This window comes from Mesorhizobium sp. WSM4313, from assembly GCF_002294725.1.
Classification (GTDB): Bacteria; Pseudomonadota; Alphaproteobacteria; order Rhizobiales; family Rhizobiaceae; genus Mesorhizobium.
On sequence record NZ_NSFT01000002.1, the window covers coordinates 257,585 to 276,947 of the forward strand.

The window sequence follows — 19,363 nt, forward strand, 5'->3', positions numbered from 1 at the left end:
TGTCAGATGCTGGCCAATACGCTGTTCACCGCGTCGGCGGTCTTTGCGACGACGATGTCGGCTTCCTCGCGCGTCAGGCAGAGCGGCGGCGCGAAACCGAGGATGTCGCCCTGCGGCATGGCGCGGCCAATGACGCCGCTTGCCGCTAGCGCGGTGGCGATCTGCGGCCCGACCTTCAGCGCCGGATCGAAGAAGACGCGGTCGTCGCGGTCCTTGACGAACTCGATGGCGGCCAGCATGCCGTCGCCGCGAACCTCGCCGACATTCCTGTGTCCGCCGACTGCCTTGGCCAACTCGGCGCGGAAGTAAGCGCCGGTCTCGCCGGCGTTCCGCACCAGGTCCATCTCGTCGATCAGCTCGAGATTGGCGACACCGGCGGCAACGCAGATCGGGTGCGCCGAATAGGTCCAGCCATGGCCGAGCGAGCCCAGCTTGTCGGAGCCCTTGACCAGCACCTGCCAGACTTTGTCGGCGACGATGACGCCGGAAAGCGGCGCATAGGCCGATGTCAGGCCCTTGGCGATGGTGATCAGGTCAGGCTTGATGCCGTAATGGTCGGAACCGAACATGGTGCCGAGACGACCAAAGCCGGTCACCACCTCGTCGGCGACGAGCAGCACGTCGTATTTGTTGAGCACGGCCTGGATCTTTGCCCAATATCCAGCCGGCGGCGGAACGATGCCGCCGGTGCCGAGGATCGGCTCGCCGATGAAGGCTGCGACCGTGTCAGGGCCCTCGGCAAGGATCATCTCTTCCAGCTTGTCGGCGCAATGCTGCGAGAACTGCTCCTCGCTCATCGAGCGGTCGGCGCGGCGGAAATAATACGGTGCTTCGGTGTGCAGGATCGGAGCGCGCGGCAGGTCGAAGGCGTTGTGGAACAGCTCGAGCCCGGTAAGCGAACCGGTCATGACACCCGAGCCGTGATAGCCACGCCAACGCGAGATGATCTTCTTCTTCTCCGGCCGGCCGAGAACGTTGTTGTAATACCAGATCAGCTTGATGTTGGTCTCGTTGGCATCCGAGCCGGAGAGACCGAAATAGACTCGGCTCATGCCCTTCGGCGCGCGGTCGATGATCATCTTGGAGAGCCGGATCGAGGCCTCGGTGCCGTGCCCGACATAGGCATGGTAATAGGCGAGGTTCCTGGCCTGCTCGGCGATGGCATCGGCGATCTTCTGGCGGCCATAGCCGACATTGACGCAATAGAGGCCGGCGAAGGCATCGATGCTCTTCTTGCCATTGTTGTCCCAGACGGTGACGCCTTCGCCGCCGGCCATGATCCTGGCTGGCGACTCACCCCGCGCATGCGTGCCCATATGCGTCGAGGGATGGAAGAAGTGGTCGCGATCCCAAGCGGAGAGTTCGTTGGACTGTTCGAGCATTTTTGACTCCTGACGAGAATGAGGCCTGCGTAGCTTAGGCTACGTCGAGGCAAAGGTATTTGAGGTCTGTAAAAGCTTCGAGGCCGTGGCGGGAGCCCTCGCGGCCGATGCCGGATTGCTTGACGCCGCCGAAGGGTATCGGCGCGCCGGTGATCTTGACCCGGTTGATCGCGACCATGCCGTACTCCAAGGCGCGGCCCATGCGCGCCTGGCGCGCGCCGTTTCCGGTGACGACATAGGCGACCAGGCCGTATTCCGTGGCATTGGCGCGGGCGACGACTTCCGCCTCGTCGTCGAATGGCGTCACGGCGGCGACAGGGCCGAAGGTTTCTTCGCGCATGATCAGCGCTTCGTCCGGCACATCGGCGAGCAGCGTCGGCTGGTAGAACAGCGGCCCGGCCGCGTGACGCTTGCCCCCGGTCAGGCAGCGCGCACCATGGGTGAGCGCGTCGGCCACCTGCTCCTCGACCTTCTTGACCGCGCGCTCATGCATCAGCGGTCCGATATCGGCGTCTGCCGATAAGCCATTGCCGGTGCGGAGCTGCTCGATGCGGCGGGCGAAAGCGGCGCAGAAGCGATCATAGATCGGCCGCTGCACATAGATGCGGTTGGCGGCGAGGCAATCCTGGCCCGAGGTGGCGAATTTGGCATCGAGCGCGATCGCCACGGCCTTATTGATGTCGGCGTCGTCGAAGACGATCAGCGGCGCGTGGCCGCCGAGCTCCATCACCAGTCGTTTCATCGTCGCAGCGCTCTGCGCGGCGATCAGCCGACCGACCTCGGTCGAGCCGGTGAAGCTCATGGCGCGGACCCGCGCATCGGCGCACATCGCGCCGACAATCGTGCGCGCATCGCCGGTGACGACGTTGAAGACGCCTGCCGGCAGCCCGGCACGCTCGCCGAGCTCGGCCAGAGCCAGGGCCGACAGCGGCGTCTCCGAGGACGGATGCGCCACCACCGTGCAGCCCGCAGCCAAAGCTGCCGCCGCCTTGCGGGTGAGCATGGCCGACGGAAAATTCCAGGGCGTGACGACCCCGACGACTCCGAGCGGCTCGCGGCGCACCGACATCTCGGCATTCGGCAGATGGCTGGTGACGCTTTCGGCGTTGAGGCGTTTCGCTTCCTCGGCATACCACTCGATAAAGGACGCGGCGTAGTCGATCTCGCCAAGCGATTCCCTCAACGGCTTGCCCTGCTCGAGCGTCATCAGCAGCGCCAGATCGTCCTTGGCGGCGATGATCAGATCGAACCATTTTCGCAGGATTTTCGAGCGCTCCTGCGGCAGCGCCGAGCGCCAGGCGGAAAACGCGCGCGACGCGGCATTGATCGCCTTTGTCGTCTGGGCGGCATCGAGCGCGGCTACAAAGGCGACGGTAGCGCCGGTGGCCGGATCGGTAACCTCAAAACTTGCCGCCGCTTCGCTCGCGGTCCAATGGCCATCGATATAGGCGAGCGCGCGCAGCAGCCGGCGATCGGCGAGGCGGTCGAGCGCGTCATGGTGGTTGGTACGGGCAAAATGTGCGGACATCAGTCGGGTCTCCCGGTGCCGAGGCGATATGGAGAGACTAGCGGTGCAATCGGGACAAAGAGGCTGTTTCGGCGGTCCGATGTAGAGAGATTGTCTCTATTTGTCCGGGAGAGCAGGTCAATCTCTCTAGCTTACCAGCCGCCGGATGCCACCAACCGGTGAAATTGGCCGCCTCCACAACTTCGTCATCCATGGGCGGAGCGGAAGCGAAGCGGACGCGTAGACCCGAGGATCTATTCCGTGACCTTGATCGAAGGGCGCAGCGGAGCAGAATTCTGCACCGTTGCAACGCCTTGGCGTTACGGAATGGACCTCGGGTCTGCGCCGCGTCGCTTCGCTCCTTGCTCCGCCCGTGGATGACGAAGTGACGGACGTTTCGGCTAATCTCCACGCTGATCGTGAGACCGACTCACCCTTATTCCGGCAGCAGATCTGCCACCGGCAGCACGGTCTCGTCCTTGACCGTCTTGGTGACGATGTAGGTGAAGTAGCGGTCGATGCCGATCTCACGCTCAAGCAGGCCGTCGACCAGCCGCTGATAGGCGTCGATGTCGCGCGCCATCACTTTCAGCACGTAGTCGACGCCGCCGCCCACCGACCAGCAGGCAACGATCTCCGGGACGTCCCGCACCACCCGCTCGAAGCGGTCGAAGTCAGCCTGGCGATGATTGGCTAGGGTCACCTCCATCAGCACCGTCGCCACCGGCGCGATGACACGCATGGCGATCGCGGCGTGATAGCCGGAGACGATGCCGGCCTTCTCCAGCTTGCGCAGCCGCATCCAGCACGGCGTCGGCGACAGGCCGACCTTCTCGGCCAGCGCCAGCTTGGTGATGCGTCCGTCGCGCTGGATGGCGTCGAGAATCCTGAGGTCGATCGGGTCGAGTTTCACTGCCGCCATGCGGGTCCGCCTTTCGTTGCGGACACCATGACGATGCATTATTTCGATTGTCAATTGCACTGATTTTGATCTCTAATAAGTCATGACATTTTGGCAGCCAGATCCTGCTCTCATCCGCCGACCGGCCTATCTCTCGCTGGCCGACCAGTTCGCGCGCGCCATCCATGACGGGCGGCTGGCCAACGGCACGCGGCTGCCGACGCATCGCCGGCTGGCGGACGATCTGAAGCTTTCGGTGCAAACCGTCAGCCGCGCCTATGAGGAGTTGATCCGCCGGGGACTGATTTCCGGCGAGGTCGGCCGCGGCAGCTTTGTGCAGACGCAGCGCCGCGAGCCCGAGCCGCCCTATATCCCGGAACGGCTTGGCGAGGTCATCGACCTCTCGATCCTGAAGCCGGTCTGCGAGCCGATGCATCTGGAGAAACTGAAGCAGGCGCTGGGCTGGCTGGCCGAGAATCTGCCGTCGAGCTCGGCGCTATCGTTCCGGCCGAACATGGTTTTCCCGCGCCACCGCGCGGTCGCGGTCGAATGGCTGAAACTTTGCGGCCTTGAAGCCTCGCCGCAAAACATCAGCCTGACCAACGGCGCCACTGCCGGCATGACGGTGGCGCTGATGAGCGTTGCGCCGCCCGGCTCGACAGTCGCTACCGAAGCGATCGGCCACCACACGCTGATCCCGCTCGCCCGCTATCTCGGCTTCAATCTCGAAGGCCTGCCGATCGACGGCAATGGGCTGGTCCCCGAAGCGCTCGACGAGGCCTGCCGCCTCTCGGACATTCGCGCTGTGTTCGTGCAGCCGTCGGTAATCAACCCGACGGCGACGCTGATGGACGCCACAAGGCGCGAGCAGATCGCGGCGGTCGCACGCAAGCACGACATTGCCATCATCGAGAACGACGTGCTCGGGCCGCTGGTCGAAGGCCGGCCGCCGGCGGTCGCCGCCTTCGCGCCGGAACGGACGCTCTACGTCACCTCCTTCACCAAAATCGTCGTGCCAGGCCTGCGCATCGGCTATCTCGCGGTACCGGACCGCTATGTCGCGGCTGTCGCCAACCGCCACCTCGTCTCGAACTGGATGGCGACGCCGATGGTTGCAGAGATCGCCACGCGCTGGGTGACCGACGGCACAGCGATGGAACTGGTCAACTGGCAGCGTGGCGCGCTGAGGCGCCGCCAGGAGATCGCCGCGGAAGTGCTCACGGGTGTCGACTATCGCTGTCATCGCGACGGGCTGCATCTGTGGCTCGAGCTGCCGGGCGACCGGGCCGAGGAGAGCTTTGTCGCGCAGGCGCGCCTGCGCGGGGTGGCGATCGCGCCGGGCACCTCGTTTCGCATCGCCGACACGCCCTGGCATCCGGCCGTGCGCATCTCGCTCGGATCGACCACCGAGGGGGAACTGCGGGCGGGCCTGAGCGTTGTCGCCAAACTGCTGCTCGGCGATCCGGAGCATCTCCTGCTCGCCATCTGATCACAAGCGGACGAAGATTGCCCTGAAATTGTGCCGTGCCGGAAATATTGTCATGATATTATTTTCCCAATTGACATGATTTGGCACGTTTCGCATCGTTAAGGACATAGGCTTCTCCAGAACGGGGACATGGATTGCCCGCGCCCATCATCAAGGTTGATGCGATTTCGAAGAGCTTCGGCGCCTTCAAGGTGCTGGACGGCCTGTCGATGCAGGTCATGCCTGGCGAGAAGCTGGCGCTGATCGGCCCGTCCGGTTCCGGCAAGACGACGATCCTGCGCATCCTGATGACGCTGGAGAAGATCGACGGCGGCCATATCCAGATCGACGGCGAGCAGCTCTACCACATGGAGCGCAACGGCCAGCTGCTGCCGGCCGACGAGCGGCACCTGGCCAGGATGCGCCAGAAGATCGGCATGGTCTTCCAGCTGTTCAATCTCTTCCCGCACAAATGCGTCATGGACAATGTGACCCTGGCGCCGATGCTGACCAAGGGCGTCGCGCGCGCCGCCGCCGAGAAGCGGGCGATGGAACTGCTCGACATGGTCGGACTAGCGGACAAGGCGAAGGCGATGCCGGCGCAGCTCTCCGGCGGCCAGAAGCAGCGCGTTGCGATCGCCAGGGCGTTGGCGCTGTCGCCCAAGATCATGCTGTTCGACGAGGTCACCTCGGCGCTTGACCCCGAGCTCGTCGAGGAAGTGCTCAACGTCATGCGCAAGCTCGCCGCCGAGACCGACATGACGATGCTTCTGGTCACCCATGAGATGGGCTTCGCCCACGACTTCGCCGACCGCGTGCTGTTCTTCGACCGCGGCAGGATCGTCGAGGAAGGCAAGCCCGATGAGATTTTCCGCCATCCCAAACAGGAAAGAACGCAGAGCTTCCTGAAGAAGATCATCGCGGCCGGACATCGCGTCTGACCGCAATGCGAGCGGGCGGCGCAAGCCGTCCACGGGCGGTCAAAGGCCGCCCGAACCAGGCAAACCAAGAAGACAAACAAGGAGTTGGGAACAATGAAGAAACTTGGCATTCTGGCTGGCGTCGCCGGCCTCGCGATAACCGCGATGCTGCTCGCCCCCGGCGCGCGGTCGGCGGATGACGCCAAGCTGGAGCAGCTCAAGCAGCAAGGCTTCGCCCGCGTCGCCATCGCCAACGAGCCGCCCTATACGGCGGTCGCGGCCGACGGCAAGGTTTCGGGCGCGGCACCCGACGTGGCGCGCGAGATCTTCAAGCGTCTCGGCGTCAACGACATCGTCGCTTCCATCTCCGAATACGGCGCGATGATCCCCGGCCTGCAGGCCGGCCGCTTCGACGTCGTCACCGCCGGTCTGTTTATGAAGCCGGAGCGCTGCGCGGCAGTCGCCTATTCCGAGCCGGTGCTTTGCGATGCCGAAGCGATGCTGGTGAAGAAGGGCAATCCGAAGGGCTTCAAGAGCTACGAGGACATCGCCAAGGACAGCTCCGCCACGGTCGGTGCGCCGGGCGGCGGCACCGAGGAGAAGCTGGCGCTCACTGCCGGCGTGCCGCGCGATCGCGTCATCGTCGTGCCCGACGGCCAGAGCGGCCTGAAGATGGTGCAGGACGGCCGTATCGACGCCTATTCGCTGCCTGTGCTCTCGATCAACGACCTGATGAAGAAGGCCAACGACCCGAACCTCGAAGTGATCGCGCCGGTGCAGGGCGCGCCGGTTTATTGCGATGGCGCGGCCTTCAAGAAAGGCGACGAGGCACTGCGCGACGCCTATGACGTCGAGCTCGCCAAGATGAAGAAGTCCGGCGAGTTCGCCAAGATCATCGAGCCCTACGGCTTCTCCGCCAAGGCGGCGATGTCGACGACGCGCGAGAAGCTCTGCGCGGCGAAATAATGCTCTTTGCGTTCTCCCTGCTTGCGGGGAGAAGGTGGCTCGAAGAGCCGGATGAGGGGCAGCGCCAAGTTCTGCAAGGCTGGTTCCGCCCCTCATCTGCCTGCCCATCCTACGCAGCAGCTGCGCTGCAGCTACGGAGGGTAACCGGCATCTCTCTGTCGATGGGAGGCGCCAAGCACATCAATGTTGGGAAACTGCTAGTTTTATGACCCAGTGGTCCGGCTATCTCGGCCTGATATTGCAGGGAGCTCTTGTCACCATCGAGCTGACGCTGATGGGGTCGGTGCTTGCGCTGATCATGGCCTTCCTGGCCGGCATGGGGCGCGTGTCGCGCTTCTTCATCATCCGCGCGTTGGCGACGACGTACATCGAATTCTTCCGCGGCACCTCGATCTTCGTGCAGTTGTTCTGGGCCTATTTCGTGCTGCCTTTCGCCGGCCTGTCGCTGACGCCGCTGCAGGCAGGCGTGCTGGCGCTGGGCTTGAATGTCGGCGCCTATGCGGCGGAAGTCGTGCGCGGCGCCATCCTGTCGGTCGGCCGCGAGCAATACGAGGCCTGCACGGCGCTCAATCTCGGCCGCTGGCAAGGCATGCGCCATGTGATCCTGCCGCAGGCGCTGCTGGTCATGCTGCCGACCTTCGGCAACAACGCGATCGAGCTGCTCAAGGCAACCTCGGTCGTCTCGCTTATCTCGCTCGCCGACCTGACTTTCCAGGCGCAGGTGGTGCGCTCGCAGACCGGCAGCACGCTGATGCCCTTCCTCTCCGTTCTCGTCATCTATTTCGCGCTGGCGCTGATTATCTCCTGGGGCATTCGCACGCTGGAGCGCCGCATGGCGCGCGGTCTCGACGGAGTGCGCGTCTGATGGAATGGGATTGGAACTTCGTCTGGGAGATCATGCCGACCCTTATCCAGGGGGTGAAGATCACCATCCTGGCGACGGTGCTCGGCTCGGTCCTGGCGGCGATCGTGGGGCTTGGGATCGCGCTGGCGCGGCGCTCGGAGAACCGCATCGTCGCGCGCAGCGTCGGCTGGTTCGCCGAGTTCATCCGCGGCACGCCGCTCCTGGTGCAGCTCTATTTCATCTTCTACGTGCTGCCCGACATCGGCATCCTGCTGCCGCCGCTGGTGGCGGGCGTCATCGGGCTCGGCCTGCATTACGGCACCTACACGGCCGAGGTTTACCGCGCCGGCATCGACAATGTGCCGCGCGGCCAGTGGGAAGCTGCCAAGGCCTGCAATCTGGGCGGCCGCCACACCTGGACGCATATCATCCTGCCGCAGGCGATCCCGCCGATGATCCCGGCCCTGGCCAACTATTTCATCGCCATGTTCAAGGAGACGCCGCTGCTGTCGGCGATCACCGTGCTGGAACTGATGAACCAGGCCAAGAGCGTTGCCAACACCTATTACCGCTACATCGAACCAATGACGTTGGTCGGCGCCTTCTTCCTCGTCATCAGCCTCTGCTCCGTCGTGCTGTTGCGCTGGCTGGAGCATCGCTACGGCAGGATCGAAAGATGAAAGTCATGAAAGCATTGCCCGACATCCGCCTCGAAACGGCGCGTCCTGCGCTGGACTCGCGTCCGCTGGAAAAGCGCGTCGGCCTGATTGCGCTTGCGACCGACCACACCAGCGAAATGGATTTCCGCCGCATGGTGGCGAGCGAGCGGATCGGTGTCTATGTCGCGCGCATCCCCTACGCCAATCCGACGACGCCGGAAAACTTGCGCAAGATGCAGCCGTCGCTTTCGGCGGGCGCGGCGCTGATCCTGCCGGACGAGGCGCTCGATGCGATATGCTATTCGTGCACCTCTGCGTCGGTGGTGATCGGCGATGCCGAGATCGAACAGGCGATCCATTCAGCCAAGCCAGGCGCGCCCGTCGTCACCCCGCCGATGGCCGGCGTGCGCGGCCTGAACGCTTTCGGGGTGAAGCGCATCAGCATCCTGACTCCTTACACGGTCGAGACCAGCCGGCCGATGGCCACCTATTTCGCCGCGCATGGCTTCGATATCGAAAGCTTCACCTGCCTCGGTTTCGAGGACGACCGCGAGATGGCGCGCATCACGCCGGCTTCCCTGGTCGAGCTGGCGCGCAAGGTCATGCATCCGCAGGCCGATGCGCTGTTCGTCTCATGCACCGCGCTGCGTGCCGCGCTTGCCGTTCCCGGCATGGAAGAGGCGATCGGACGTCCGGTCGTCACCAGCAATCAGGCCAGCGCCTGGAACTGCCTGCGGCTCTGCGGCGACGAGACGCCCCGGCCCGAGTTCGGCCGGCTCTGGACGAAGCCGCTGGCCCAGTGAACGAAATGCCCGTGATCGAAATGACTGTTGAGCTTCAGCATATTCGCGCGGCGCGCGAGCGCATTGCCGGCAAGGTCGAGCGGACACCCATCGTGCTGTCGCAAAGCCTCTCGGACCGCACGGGCCGTCCCGTTCATCTCAAGCTGGAGCATCACCAGACCACCGGCGCGTTCAAGCTGCGCGGCGCTTCCAATGCGATCGCAGCATTGAGCGCGGAAGAAAAATCGCGCGGCGTCGTCGCCGCCTCGACCGGCAATCACGGCCGCGCGCTGGCGCATGCGGCAAAGCTCGAAGGCATCCGCGCGGTGATCTGCATGTCGAGGCTGGTGCCGGAAAACAAGCTCGACGCCATCCGTCGCCTCGGCGCGGATATCCGCATCGTCGGCAACAGCCAGGACGACGCCCAGCAGGAAGTCGACAGGCTGGGGGCGGATGAAGGGCTGGTCATGCTGCCGCCCTTCGACCATCCAGATATCGTTGCCGGGCAAGGCACGCTCGGGCTGGAAATCATGGAGCAGGTTCCGAACGCGGCAAGCGTGCTGGTGCCGCTCTCCGGCGGCGGGCTGGCGGCCGGTGTGGCGGCGGCGGTCAAAGGCGTGAGCCCGCGCACCAAAGTCATCGGCATCTCGATGGCACGCGGCGCTGCGATGAAAGCCAGCCTCGACGCCGGCCGGCCGGTGCAGGTCGAGGAACTGCCGACGCTGGCGGATTCGCTCGGCGGCGGCATCGGGCTCGACAACCGGCTGACCTTTGCCATGTGCCGCGACCTGCTGGATGACGTCGTCCTGCTTGCCGAGGACGAGATCGCGGCCGGCATCCGCCATGCGTATGAAGAGGAGCGCGAGATAGTCGAAGGCGCCGGCGCCGTCGGCATCGGCGCGCTGCTTGCCGGCAAGGTCAAAGTGAGCGGCCCCACTGTTCTCATCCTCTCCGGCAAGAACATCGACATGGACCTGCACCGCCGCATCGTCTGCGGCCAGACAATCGCGGAGCGCGCAGCATGAGCCGCATAACCATTCTCACCGAGAGTGATCTGCGCAAGATCGTGACGCTCGATCTGGACGCCGTTGCCTGCGTCGAGGACGCTTTTCGCGCCTTGGCCACCCTGCCGGTGGCGATGCCACCGATCCTGCGGCTCGACATTCACGAGCATCGCGGCGAGGTCGACGTGAAGTCTGCCTATGTGCCGGGCATTGACGGTTTCGCCGTCAAGATAAGCTCCGGCTTCTTCGACAATCCGACGCTCGGCCTGCCGAGCGGCGGCGGCATGATGGTGCTGCTTTCGGCCAAGACCGGTGTGGTCGAGGCGCTGCTGCTCGACAATGGCTATCTCACCGACATCCGAACCGCTGCGGCCGGCGCGGTTGCGGCAAAGCATTTGTCGCGCCAAGACTCCAGTGTGGCCGCGATCTTCGGCGCCGGCCTGCAGGCCGGCCTGCAGTTGGAAGCGCTGCGTCTCGTCAGACCGATCGAGGAAGCGCGCATCTGGGCGCGCGACGCCGCCAGGGCTGAAGCCACCGCCGCGCGCTTGCGCGAGAAGCTCGGCATCCTCGTGCGCGCGGAGCCGGATGCGGCGAACGCGGCAGCGGGCGCCGACATCATCGTCACCACCACGCCTTCGACCGAACCCCTGATCAAGGCCGGCTTCGTCACCGCCGGCCAGCACATCACCGCCATGGGCTCAGACGCCGAGCACAAGAACGAGATCGCGCCGGCGATCCTGCGCATGGCCGATCTCTATGTCGCCGACAGCGCCAAGCAGACACGGCGCCTGGGCGAGCTCCATCACGCCATCGAGGCGGCGGTCCTCGCCGCCGATGCCGAGGTCACGGAGCTCGGCCAGATCATCGCCGGCAGCAAGCCCGGACGGCGCTCGGCCAGCGACATCACCATCGCCGACCTCACCGGCACCGGGGTGCAGGACACCGCAATCGCCACTTTGGCTCGCGACCGTGCGCGCGCCGCCAATGCCGGGCTCAATTTCGAAAGTTGATGCTGGCCGCCAGGCCCAACAAACGAGGACAACAAAATGCAGCCAAATTTGAAATTCTCGCGCGGCGAATATGCGGAGCGCCTCGCCAAGACACGAAAAGCCATGGAGGCTAAAGGCGTCGATCTGCTGATCGTCAGCGATCCCTCCAACATGGCCTGGCTGACGGGCTATGACGGGTGGTCGTTCTATGTGCATCAGGCCGTCATCGTGCCGCCTTCCGGCGAGCCGGTCTGGTACGGCCGCGGCCAGGACGCCAACGGCGCCAAGCGCACCGCCTATCTCGCGCATGACAACATCATCGGCTATGCCGATCACTATGTGCAGTCGACCGAGCGGCATCCGATGGATTACCTCGCCAGCGTGCTGGCCGAGCGCGGCTGGGATAAGCTCAGCATCGGCGTCGAGATGGATAATTACTGGTTTTCGGCCGCCGCCTTCGCGGCGCTGCAGAAGCACCTGCCCAATGCCCGCTTCGCCGATGCCACAGCGCTGGTGAACTGGCAGCGCGCCGTGAAAAGCCTGACCGAGATCGAGTATATGCGCAACGCTGCCCGTATCGTCGAGGCGATGCACCAGCGGATCGTCGACAAAATAGAGGTCGGCATGCGCAAATGCGACCTGGTCGCCGAGATCTACGATGCCGGCACGCGCGGCGTCGCCGGCATCGGCGGCGACTATCCGGCGATCGTGCCGCTCTTGCCGTCGGGGGCGGACGCTTCGGCGCCCCATCTCACCTGGGACGACAAGCCGATGAAAGTGAACGAAGGCACGTTCTTCGAGATCGCCGGCTGCTACAATCGCTACCATTGTCCGCTGTCGCGCACCGTATTCCTCGGCAAGCCGACCCAGGCCTTCCTAGACGCCGAGAAGGCGACGCTGGAAGGCATGGAAGCCGGCCTCGCGGCCGCCAAGCCTGGCAACACCTGCGAGGATATCGCCAACGCCTTCTTCGCCGTGTTGAAGAAATACGGCATCGTCAAGGACAACCGCACCGGCTACCCGATCGGCATCTCCTATCCGCCGGACTGGGGTGAGCGCACCATGAGCCTGCGCCCCGGCGACCGCACCGAGCTCAAGCCCGGCATGACCTTCCATTTCATGACCGGACTGTGGCTGGAGACGATGGGGCTGGAGATCACCGAGTCCATCCTGATCACCGACACCGGCGTCGAGTGCCTGGCCAACGTGCCGCGCAAGCTGTTCGTGAAGGACTGAGCCGATGTCCGCTTTGCGTCCCTCGCCGATCACGCCGACCGTCGACTTCGAGCGCGACGGCGTCCAGCATGGCTTCCTGCGCCTGCCCTACAGCCGCGACGATTCCGCCTGGGGATCGGTGATGATCCCGGTCTGTGTGATGCGCAACGGCAAGGGCTCGACGGCGCTGCTCACCGGCGGCAATCACGGCGACGAATATGAGGGGCCGCTGGCGCTCTACGAACTCGCCCGCACGCTCGATCCGAAAAATGTCTCCGGCACGGTCATCATCGTGCCGGCGATGAACTATCCGGCCTTCCGGGCCGGCACGCGCACCTCGCCGATCGACAAGGGCAACATGAATCGATCTTTCCCTGGGCGCCCGGACGGCACGGTGACGGAGAAGATCGCCGACTATTTCCAGCGCGAGCTGCTGCCGCGCGCGGACATCGTCTTCGACTTCCATTCCGGCGGCAAGACGCTGGACTTCGTGCCGTTCTGCGCGGCACACACGCTGCCGGACAAGGCGCAGGAGAAGAAAGCCTTCGCCGCCGTCGAGGCTTTCTCGGCGCCGTTCTCGATGCGCATGACCGAGATCGACGCGGTCGGCATGTATGACACGGCCGCCGAGGAGATGGGCAAGGTCTTCGTCACTACCGAGCTCGGCGGCGGCGGAACCTCGCGCGCCGAGACGGTGCGGATCGCCCGGCGCGGCATCCTCAACGTGCTCCGCCACGCCGGCATCGTCGATGGTGAGGTCGAGAAGGGCAGAACCCAATGGCTGGACATGCCGTCGGGCGATTGCTTCGCCTTCGCCGAGGATGACGGCATGATCGAGACGGTGGTCGACCTCGGCGAGCCTGTGAAGGACGGCCAGGTGGTCGCGCGCATCCATCCGGTCGGGCGCACCGGGCAGCCGCCGCAGGAGATCAGGGCCAGGATGTCGGGACTGCTCGCCGCGCGTCATTTCCCGGGCCTGGTCAAGGCTGGCGACTGCGTCTCGGTGCTGGCCGTGGCCGTTCGCGAATAATCTTGGTGCGGCGCCCTACTGCACCACGCGCTTCTCGAGCTTGCGGGCAAGCGTGCGCCGGTGCAGGCCGAGCCGGCGCGCGGTTTCGGAGATGTTGAAGCCGGTTTCGACCAGCGTTTCGTGGATGCGCTCCCATTCGAGGTTCTTGATCGAGGTGGGGCGGCTGGTGAGCGGCACCGAAACGTCGCCCTCGGCGCGGCCGAAGGCGGCTTCGATGTCATCGGTGTTGGCGGGCTTGGCCAGATAGTGGCCCGCGCCGAGCTTGATCGCCTCAACCGCCGTGGCGATGCTGGCAAATCCCGTCAGCACGACGATGCGCATCGACGGGTTGCGGGCGCTGAGAAGCTTGACGCATTCGAGACCCGATCCCGATCCGAGCTTGAGATCGACGACGGCGTAGGCGGGGACGGCCGTTTCCAGCGCGACCAGAAGCGCCTCGCGGTCGTGGCAGACCACGACGTCGTAGTCGCGCTTTTCAAACGAGCGTTTGAGCGTGCGCGCAAAGGTCGCATCGTCCTCGACGACGAACAAGGATCGATCAGATTTCACGATCGTCTCCATAGGTCAGCGCCGCCAGCGGCAGCGAAAGGGTAACACGGGCGCCCTCGGCCATGTTGCGCGCCGAAACGTCGCCTCCAAGCTTGCGCACCACGTTGAACACCAGGAAGAGGCCCAGGCCGCCGCCTGGTCGCCCCTTGCTCGACATATAGGGCTGGCCGAGCGTGTCCAGAATATCCTTGTCGAAACCCGGTCCGCGATCCTCGACGGAGAGCACCAGCTTCTCATCCTGCCGCTCGGCGGTGATGCCGACCCAATCGTGCGATGCTTCCTGCGCATTGTCGAGCACATTGAAGATCACCTGTTTCAGCGCCGTGTCGGACACGATCTGCTCGTCCGGCTCGAAGCCGTTGCTGTAATGCAGCTTGATAGGCTGGCGGCTGACGCGCCATTCCTCGATGAGATCGTCGAGGAAGCGGCGGATCGTGGTGCGGATGGTGCCCTCGCCCCGCGCCTGGCCGGAGGACATGAGAATGCCCGTAACGATGCCTTTACAGCGCTCGATCTGCGCCTGCATCTCGGCCACGTCCCCGGAAAGCTCGCGGTTGCGTTTGACGTCGCGCATCTGGCGCCAGTCGGACAGGATGACCGATATTGTCGACAGCGGTGTGCCCAGTTCATGCGCGGCACCCGAGGCCAGCAGGCCCATGCGCACGATGTGATCTTCCTCGGCCGAACGCTGGCGCAGGTCGGCGAGATAGGCATCGCGTTCGCGCAGGTTGCGGTTGATGCGCGTCATGAAGATCACGATCAGGCCGGCCGCGAGCACGAAGCAGATGAACATGCCTCGCAGATGCAGCGCCAGGAGGTCGCTGCCGCCGTGATGCGGGAGTGCGATCGGCTGGAAGACGAAGATGAGGAAGACAAAGCAGGCCGAGGCCGCCACCACCAGGAGCCAGGTCGACCATGGCGCCAGCAGCGCGGCGCCGAGCGTGATCTGCAGGAGATAGAGCGACACGAACGGATTCGAGGCGCCGCCGCTCAGGTAGAGCTGCGTCGTCAGCGCCGCCATGTCGAAAATCAGCGCGACGAAGAGCTGCGCGTTGGAGATCCGGCGGTTGCCGCGCAGGGCGAGCAGGCTGAAGATGTTGAGGCCGACCAGGAAAAGCACCACGCCCGCCATCTCGGTGAGCGGCAGCGGGATGGCGAACCAGTATTGCGTGACCAGGATGGTCAGCACCTGCCCCGCCACTGCCAGCCAGCGCAGCTGGATGAGCAGGAGCAGGTTCTTCCTGTTCGTGACGTCGGCGTCCGACGCGGCGCCTCCCTGCCGAGTTGGAAGAAGCGTCAGGAACGGCTTGTCGCGATGGGGCCACGCGATATTCATCACGCTGCATCCCAGTTCCGGCGGCCGGAGAAAACCTGTCTGGCAAGCGCCATCGCCAGCATCCCTGCAAGGGCAAACCAGGTCAAAGCATAGATGAGATGGCTGTTGCGGAAGGTGACGACGGTGAGCCCGCCGCGCGGCCAGCCAGCAGCGCCGGATGCCTCGGCATCGATGAAATAAGGCGCGACATCCGCCAGGCCGCGCGCCTTGGCGATTGCCGCGACGTCGCGCGAATACCAGCGATCGGCAGCCGGATCGTTTCTGCGCAGGAAACCGCCGCCGGGCTCGCTGATGCGCAGCAGCCCGTCAACCGTCGCCGGTGAGGCGAGCGCGGCATTCTCCCGCTCGAACTCCACCTTGCGCTCCTGCGGGATGAAGCCGCGGTTGACGAGGACCGTGAAACCGCGGTCGTCGCGCATCGGCGTCAACACCCAATAGCCGCCGCCAAGCTCGGTCACCGCCTGCACCAGCGTGTTGGCGCCGCCCTGCAAGCGCCCGGTCAACCGCACGTGGCGATATTCGTAGTCCGGTGCGCTCAACCCGCTCCAGTCCTGCGGGCCGGGCGCATCGACGACGGGAGTATGGATGCGCTGGTCGACGCGGGCGATCAGGTCGAGCTTCCAGACCCGTCTTTCCAACTGCCAGACGCCGAGTCCGAGAAACATCAGAACGCCGAGAATCCCAAGCACCACAGCCAGGAATCGCGACGTAGAACCCTTCGAGGCCGCATGAGAGCCGGTCATGTCCTTTGCCTCGGCTCTGGTCCTCCCCGCGCGCCACACGCCCACGCCCGAAATGGGGCTCATGGCATCTCCCGCATCTCGTGGAGCCCGGGCATCATGTTGGCGTTGAGGTGGTACATCACCCAGAGCGAGCCGCTCAGCACGATGACGACGAGAACCACCGTGAAGATGAGCGCCAGCATCGACCATCCGCCTTCCGAGGCGGGGTTCATATGCAGGAAGAAGACCATGTGCACCACGATTTGTACCACCGCGAAGGCCATGATGATGATGGCCGCGGCCTGCTTGTTGTCCATGGCGCCGGTCATGACCATCCAGAACGGGATGGCGGTGAGGATCACTGACAGGACGAAGCCGATCAGGTAGCCCCTCAGCGAGCCGTGCGCGGCGCCGCCATGGGTACGGTCGCGATCGGCATGATCATGAGCGCTCATCTGAGCATCCCCATCAGATAGACAAAGGTGAAGACGCCGATCCAGACGACGTCGAGGAAGTGCCAGAACATCGAGAGGCACATCAGCCGGCGGCGGTTGGCCTCGATGAGGCCGTGTCGCGCGACCTGCACCATCAGCGTCACCATCCAGACGATGCCGAAGGTGACATGCAGGCCGTGCGTGCCGACCAGGGTGAAGAAGGACGACAGGAAGGCGCTGCGCTGCGGGGTCGCGCCTTCCTGGATCATGTGCGCGAATTCGGATAGCTCGATGGAGAGGAACGCCAGGCCGAACAGCATGGTCACCGCGAGCCAGGCCTGCGTCGCGCCGACACGGCCCTTGTCCATGGTCAGCATGGCAAAGCCATAGGTGATCGAGGACAAGAGCAGCATGGTGGTGTTGACCGCCACCAGACCGAGATCGAACAGATCCTTCGGCGCCGGACCCGCCGCGTAATTGCCGCCGAGCACGCCATAGGCCGCGAACAGCATGGCGAAGATCAGGCAGTCGCTCATCAGGTAGAGCCAGAAGCCGAGCATGGTGCTGCCGCCTTCGGCGTGCGCGTGCTCTTCTTCCAGGTGGAAGACCGGTTCCGCGACGGCCGTGATCGCGCTCGATGCCATGCTCAATTCCTAGCCCTGGGCGGCGAGGAGCGTCGTCCTCGCCTCTTCGGTTTGCGTGACCTCGGCAGCCGAGATGTCGAAGTCGCGGTGGTAGTTGAACGTGTGGCCGATCGCGGTTGCGATGAGGCAGACGAAGCTCAGCGCCGCCAGCCACCAGATGTACCAGATCAGGCCGAAGCCGAGCGCGACGCTGAACACCGCCAGGACGACGCCGGTGCCGGTGTTGCTCGGCATGTGGATCGGTTTGAATCCGGACAGCGGGCGCCGGTAGCCGGCCTTCTTCATGTCGAACCAGGCGTCGTTGTCGCGAATGACTGGCGTGAAGGCGAAATTGTAGGCCGGCGGCGGCGAGGAGGTCGACCATTCGAGGGTGCGGCCATCCCAGGGATCGCCGGTGTGATCGGCCAGCGCTTTGCGCTTGCGGATGGAGACGAAGATCTGGACCAGGAAGGCGGCGATGCCGCAGGCGATCAGCACCGCGCCGAAAGCGGCTATCACGAACCATATCTGCAGCGAGGGATCGTCGAAGACGCGCATGCGGCGGGTCACGCCCATCAGGCCGAGGATATAGAGCGGCATGAAGGCGAGCCAGAAGCCGAGCACCCAGCACCAGAACGAGACCTTGCCCCAGAACGGATCGAGCTTAAAGCCGAAGGCCTTGGGCCACCAATAGGCGATGCCGGCGAACAGGCCGAACAGCACGCCGCCGATGATGACGTTGTGGAAATGCGCGATCAGGAACAGGCTGTTGTGCAGCACGAAGTCGGCCGGAGGCACGGCAAGCAGCACGCCGGTCATGCCGCCAACGACGAAGGTGAGCATGAAGGCCACCGTCCACATCATCGGCAATTCGAAGCGGATGCGGCCGCGATACATGGTGAACAGCCAGTTGAATATCTTCGCCCCGGTCGGGATCGAGATGATCATCGTGGTGATGCCGAAGAAGGAATTGACACTGGCGCCGGAGCCCATGGTGAAGAAGTGGTGCAGCCAGACGAGATAGGACAGGATGGTGATGACTATCGTGGCGTAGACCATCGAGGTGTAGCCGAACAGGCGCTTGCCGGAGAAGGTCGAGGTGACCTCGGAGAAGACGCCGAACAGCGGCAGGATAAGGATGTAGACCTCCGGGTGACCCCATATCCAGATGAGGTTCACATACATCATCGGATTGCCGCCGAAATCGTTGGTGAAGAAGTTGGTGCCGACATAGCGGTCGAGCGCAAGCAGCGTCAGCACCGCCGTCAGCACCGGGAAGGACGCGACGATCAGCACGTTGGTGCAGAGCGAGGTCCAGGTGAAGACGGGCATGCGCATCATGGTCATGCCTGGGGCGCGCATCTTGATGATGGTGCAGATCAGGTTGATGCCGGACAATGTCGTGCCGACGCCGGCGACCTGCAGCGCCCAGATGTAGTAATCGACGCCGACGTCGGGACTGTAATTGATGCCGGAGAGCGGCGGATAGGCCAGCCAGCCGGTGCGAGCGAACTCGCCGACGAACAGCGAGGCCATGACCAGGATCGCGCCGCCGACCGTCATCCAGAAGCTGAAATTGTTGAGGAAAGGGAACGAGACGTCGCGCGCGCCGATCTGCAGCGGCACGACGAAGTTCATCAGCCCGGTGACGAAAGGCATCGCCACGAAGAAGATCATGATCACGCCATGGGCGGTAAAGATCTGGTCGTAGTGATGAGCGTTGAGGTAACCCTCGGAACCGTTGAAGGCGATGGCCTGCTGCAGGCGCATCATGATGGCGTCGGAGAAGCCGCGCAGCAGCATGACGAGGCCGAGCGCCATGTACATGATGCCGATCTTCTTGTGGTCGACGCTGGTGAACCACTCGCGCCACAGATAACCCCAAAGCTTGAAATAGGTGACCGCGCCGAGCACCGCGAGGCCGCCCAACGCCACGACGACGAAGGTGACGACGACGATCGGCTCGTGCAGCGGCAGCGACTCCAGAGTGAGGCGGCCGAAGATGAATTTGGTCAGCGACTCAGGCATCCGC

Annotated in this window: 19 protein-coding genes; 10 read left to right on the forward strand and 9 right to left on the reverse strand. The window is 64.4% G+C overall.

Annotated elements, in window-relative coordinates; translation table 11 throughout:
* Positions 1 to 2: 2 nt before the first annotated feature.
* From CK219_RS05950 to CK219_RS05960, 3 genes are all read right to left on the reverse strand, one after another.
* The gene (locus CK219_RS05950) at positions 3 to 1,382 is read right to left on the reverse strand and encodes an aspartate aminotransferase family protein (protein ID WP_095765840.1); all 1,380 of its coding nucleotides are present in this window, start codon (positions 1,380 to 1,382) and stop codon (positions 3 to 5) included.
* 34 nt (positions 1,383 to 1,416) lie between these two features.
* Entirely contained in the window at positions 1,417 to 2,910 is a 1,494-nt protein-coding gene (locus CK219_RS05955) for an NAD-dependent succinate-semialdehyde dehydrogenase (protein WP_095765841.1), read from the reverse strand.
* A 415-nt stretch (positions 2,911 to 3,325) separates the two neighbouring features.
* Positions 3,326 to 3,811, reverse strand: a complete 486-nt coding sequence (locus CK219_RS05960) for an Lrp/AsnC family transcriptional regulator (RefSeq protein WP_095766176.1) — start codon at positions 3,809 to 3,811, stop codon at positions 3,326 to 3,328.
* Positions 3,812 to 3,893: 82 nt separating this feature from the next.
* Here CK219_RS05960 and CK219_RS05965 point away from each other — a divergent pair, with 82 nt between their 5' ends.
* The 10 genes from CK219_RS05965 to doeB all read left to right on the forward strand — a co-directional run bounded on the left by CK219_RS05965 (position 3,894) and on the right by doeB (position 13,667).
* A complete protein-coding gene (locus CK219_RS05965; RefSeq protein ID WP_095765842.1) occupies positions 3,894 to 5,279 on the forward strand; it encodes a PLP-dependent aminotransferase family protein in 1,386 nt (461 codons plus the stop codon).
* A gap of 134 nt (positions 5,280 to 5,413) precedes the next feature.
* Positions 5,414 to 6,199 (forward strand): ectoine/hydroxyectoine ABC transporter ATP-binding protein EhuA, encoded by a 786-nt coding sequence (ehuA, locus tag CK219_RS05970; RefSeq protein ID WP_095765843.1) that lies wholly within the window; start codon positions 5,414 to 5,416, stop codon positions 6,197 to 6,199.
* A gap of 93 nt (positions 6,200 to 6,292) precedes the next feature.
* Positions 6,293 to 7,144, forward strand: coding sequence for an ectoine/hydroxyectoine ABC transporter substrate-binding protein EhuB (gene ehuB / locus CK219_RS05975; protein ID WP_095765844.1), 852 nt, complete (start codon positions 6,293 to 6,295; stop codon positions 7,142 to 7,144).
* Between the two features lie 205 nt (positions 7,145 to 7,349).
* Complete coding sequence (gene ehuC, locus CK219_RS05985) at positions 7,350 to 8,009, forward strand: ectoine/hydroxyectoine ABC transporter permease subunit EhuC (RefSeq protein ID WP_095765846.1); 660 nt, start codon at positions 7,350 to 7,352, stop codon at positions 8,007 to 8,009.
* Complete coding sequence (ehuD, locus tag CK219_RS05990) at positions 8,009 to 8,668, forward strand: ectoine/hydroxyectoine ABC transporter permease subunit EhuD (RefSeq protein WP_095765847.1); 660 nt, start codon at positions 8,009 to 8,011, stop codon at positions 8,666 to 8,668. The genes ehuC and ehuD overlap by 1 nt, the downstream gene beginning before the upstream one ends.
* A 5-nt stretch (positions 8,669 to 8,673) precedes the next feature.
* Positions 8,674 to 9,450 (forward strand): ectoine utilization protein EutA, encoded by a 777-nt coding sequence (gene eutA, locus CK219_RS05995; RefSeq protein ID WP_095766178.1) that lies wholly within the window; start codon positions 8,674 to 8,676, stop codon positions 9,448 to 9,450.
* A 20-nt stretch (positions 9,451 to 9,470) separates the two neighbouring features.
* Positions 9,471 to 10,454, forward strand: coding sequence for a hydroxyectoine utilization dehydratase EutB (gene eutB, locus CK219_RS06000; RefSeq protein ID WP_095766177.1), 984 nt, complete (start codon positions 9,471 to 9,473; stop codon positions 10,452 to 10,454).
* Complete coding sequence (locus CK219_RS06005; RefSeq protein WP_095765848.1) at positions 10,451 to 11,443, forward strand: cyclodeaminase; 993 nt, start codon at positions 10,451 to 10,453, stop codon at positions 11,441 to 11,443. Before eutB ends, CK219_RS06005 begins: the two co-directional genes overlap by 4 nt.
* A gap of 36 nt (positions 11,444 to 11,479) precedes the next feature.
* Positions 11,480 to 12,658, forward strand: coding sequence for an ectoine hydrolase DoeA (doeA, locus tag CK219_RS06010; protein WP_095765849.1), 1,179 nt, complete (start codon positions 11,480 to 11,482; stop codon positions 12,656 to 12,658).
* Positions 12,659 to 12,662: 4 nt separating this feature from the next.
* Positions 12,663 to 13,667 (forward strand): N(2)-acetyl-L-2,4-diaminobutanoate deacetylase DoeB, encoded by a 1,005-nt coding sequence (gene doeB, locus CK219_RS06015; RefSeq protein ID WP_095765850.1) that lies wholly within the window; start codon positions 12,663 to 12,665, stop codon positions 13,665 to 13,667.
* A gap of 15 nt (positions 13,668 to 13,682) precedes the next feature.
* Here doeB and CK219_RS06020 read toward each other — a convergent pair whose 3' ends face one another.
* From CK219_RS06020 to cyoB, 6 genes are read right to left on the reverse strand one after another with little or no spacing between them, the layout of a single operon-like run.
* The gene (locus CK219_RS06020) at positions 13,683 to 14,216 is read right to left on the reverse strand and encodes a response regulator transcription factor (RefSeq protein WP_210199992.1); all 534 of its coding nucleotides are present in this window, start codon (positions 14,214 to 14,216) and stop codon (positions 13,683 to 13,685) included.
* Entirely contained in the window at positions 14,206 to 15,552 is a 1,347-nt protein-coding gene (locus CK219_RS06025; RefSeq protein ID WP_095765852.1) for an ATP-binding protein, read from the reverse strand. Before CK219_RS06025 ends, CK219_RS06020 begins: the two co-directional genes overlap by 11 nt.
* Positions 15,552 to 16,295, reverse strand: a complete 744-nt coding sequence (locus CK219_RS06030) for an SURF1 family protein (RefSeq protein ID WP_095766179.1) — start codon at positions 16,293 to 16,295, stop codon at positions 15,552 to 15,554. The genes CK219_RS06025 and CK219_RS06030 overlap by 1 nt, the downstream gene beginning before the upstream one ends.
* A gap of 59 nt (positions 16,296 to 16,354) precedes the next feature.
* Complete coding sequence (gene cyoD / locus CK219_RS06035; RefSeq protein ID WP_095765853.1) at positions 16,355 to 16,729, reverse strand: cytochrome o ubiquinol oxidase subunit IV; 375 nt, start codon at positions 16,727 to 16,729, stop codon at positions 16,355 to 16,357.
* The gene (gene cyoC, locus CK219_RS06040; RefSeq protein WP_095765854.1) at positions 16,726 to 17,352 is read right to left on the reverse strand and encodes a cytochrome o ubiquinol oxidase subunit III; all 627 of its coding nucleotides are present in this window, start codon (positions 17,350 to 17,352) and stop codon (positions 16,726 to 16,728) included. Before cyoC ends, cyoD begins: the two co-directional genes overlap by 4 nt.
* 9 nt (positions 17,353 to 17,361) lie before the next feature.
* Positions 17,362 to 19,359, reverse strand: a complete 1,998-nt coding sequence (gene cyoB, locus CK219_RS06045) for a cytochrome o ubiquinol oxidase subunit I (protein ID WP_095765855.1) — start codon at positions 19,357 to 19,359, stop codon at positions 17,362 to 17,364.
* Positions 19,360 to 19,363 lie beyond the last annotated feature (4 nt).

Excerpts from the sequence above, each read along its gene's own strand:
- CK219_RS05950 (WP_095765840.1), bottom strand. The coding sequence starts at position 1,382 with ATGCTCGAACAGTCCAACGAACTCTCCGCTTGGGATCGCGACCACTTC.
- CK219_RS05955 (WP_095765841.1), bottom strand. The coding sequence starts at position 2,910 with ATGTCCGCACATTTTGCCCGTACCAACCACCATGACGCGCTCGACCGC.
- CK219_RS05960 (WP_095766176.1), bottom strand. The coding sequence starts at position 3,811 with ATGGCGGCAGTGAAACTCGACCCGATCGACCTCAGGATTCTCGACGCC.
- CK219_RS05965 (WP_095765842.1), top strand. The coding sequence starts at position 3,894 with ATGACATTTTGGCAGCCAGATCCTGCTCTCATCCGCCGACCGGCCTAT.
- ehuB (WP_095765844.1), top strand. The coding sequence starts at position 6,293 with ATGAAGAAACTTGGCATTCTGGCTGGCGTCGCCGGCCTCGCGATAACC.
- ehuC (WP_095765846.1), top strand. The coding sequence starts at position 7,350 with ATGACCCAGTGGTCCGGCTATCTCGGCCTGATATTGCAGGGAGCTCTT.
- ehuD (WP_095765847.1), top strand. The coding sequence starts at position 8,009 with ATGGAATGGGATTGGAACTTCGTCTGGGAGATCATGCCGACCCTTATC.
- eutA (WP_095766178.1), top strand. The coding sequence starts at position 8,674 with ATGAAAGCATTGCCCGACATCCGCCTCGAAACGGCGCGTCCTGCGCTG.
- eutB (WP_095766177.1), top strand. The coding sequence starts at position 9,471 with ATGACTGTTGAGCTTCAGCATATTCGCGCGGCGCGCGAGCGCATTGCC.
- CK219_RS06005 (WP_095765848.1), top strand. The coding sequence starts at position 10,451 with ATGAGCCGCATAACCATTCTCACCGAGAGTGATCTGCGCAAGATCGTG.
- doeA (WP_095765849.1), top strand. The coding sequence starts at position 11,480 with ATGCAGCCAAATTTGAAATTCTCGCGCGGCGAATATGCGGAGCGCCTC.
- doeB (WP_095765850.1), top strand. The coding sequence starts at position 12,663 with ATGTCCGCTTTGCGTCCCTCGCCGATCACGCCGACCGTCGACTTCGAG.
- CK219_RS06025 (WP_095765852.1), bottom strand. The coding sequence starts at position 15,552 with ATGAATATCGCGTGGCCCCATCGCGACAAGCCGTTCCTGACGCTTCTT.
- CK219_RS06030 (WP_095766179.1), bottom strand. The coding sequence starts at position 16,295 with ATGACCGGCTCTCATGCGGCCTCGAAGGGTTCTACGTCGCGATTCCTG.
- cyoD (WP_095765853.1), bottom strand. The coding sequence starts at position 16,729 with ATGAGCGCTCATGATCATGCCGATCGCGACCGTACCCATGGCGGCGCC.
- cyoC (WP_095765854.1), bottom strand. The coding sequence starts at position 17,352 with ATGGCATCGAGCGCGATCACGGCCGTCGCGGAACCGGTCTTCCACCTG.
- cyoB (WP_095765855.1), bottom strand. The coding sequence starts at position 19,359 with ATGCCTGAGTCGCTGACCAAATTCATCTTCGGCCGCCTCACTCTGGAG.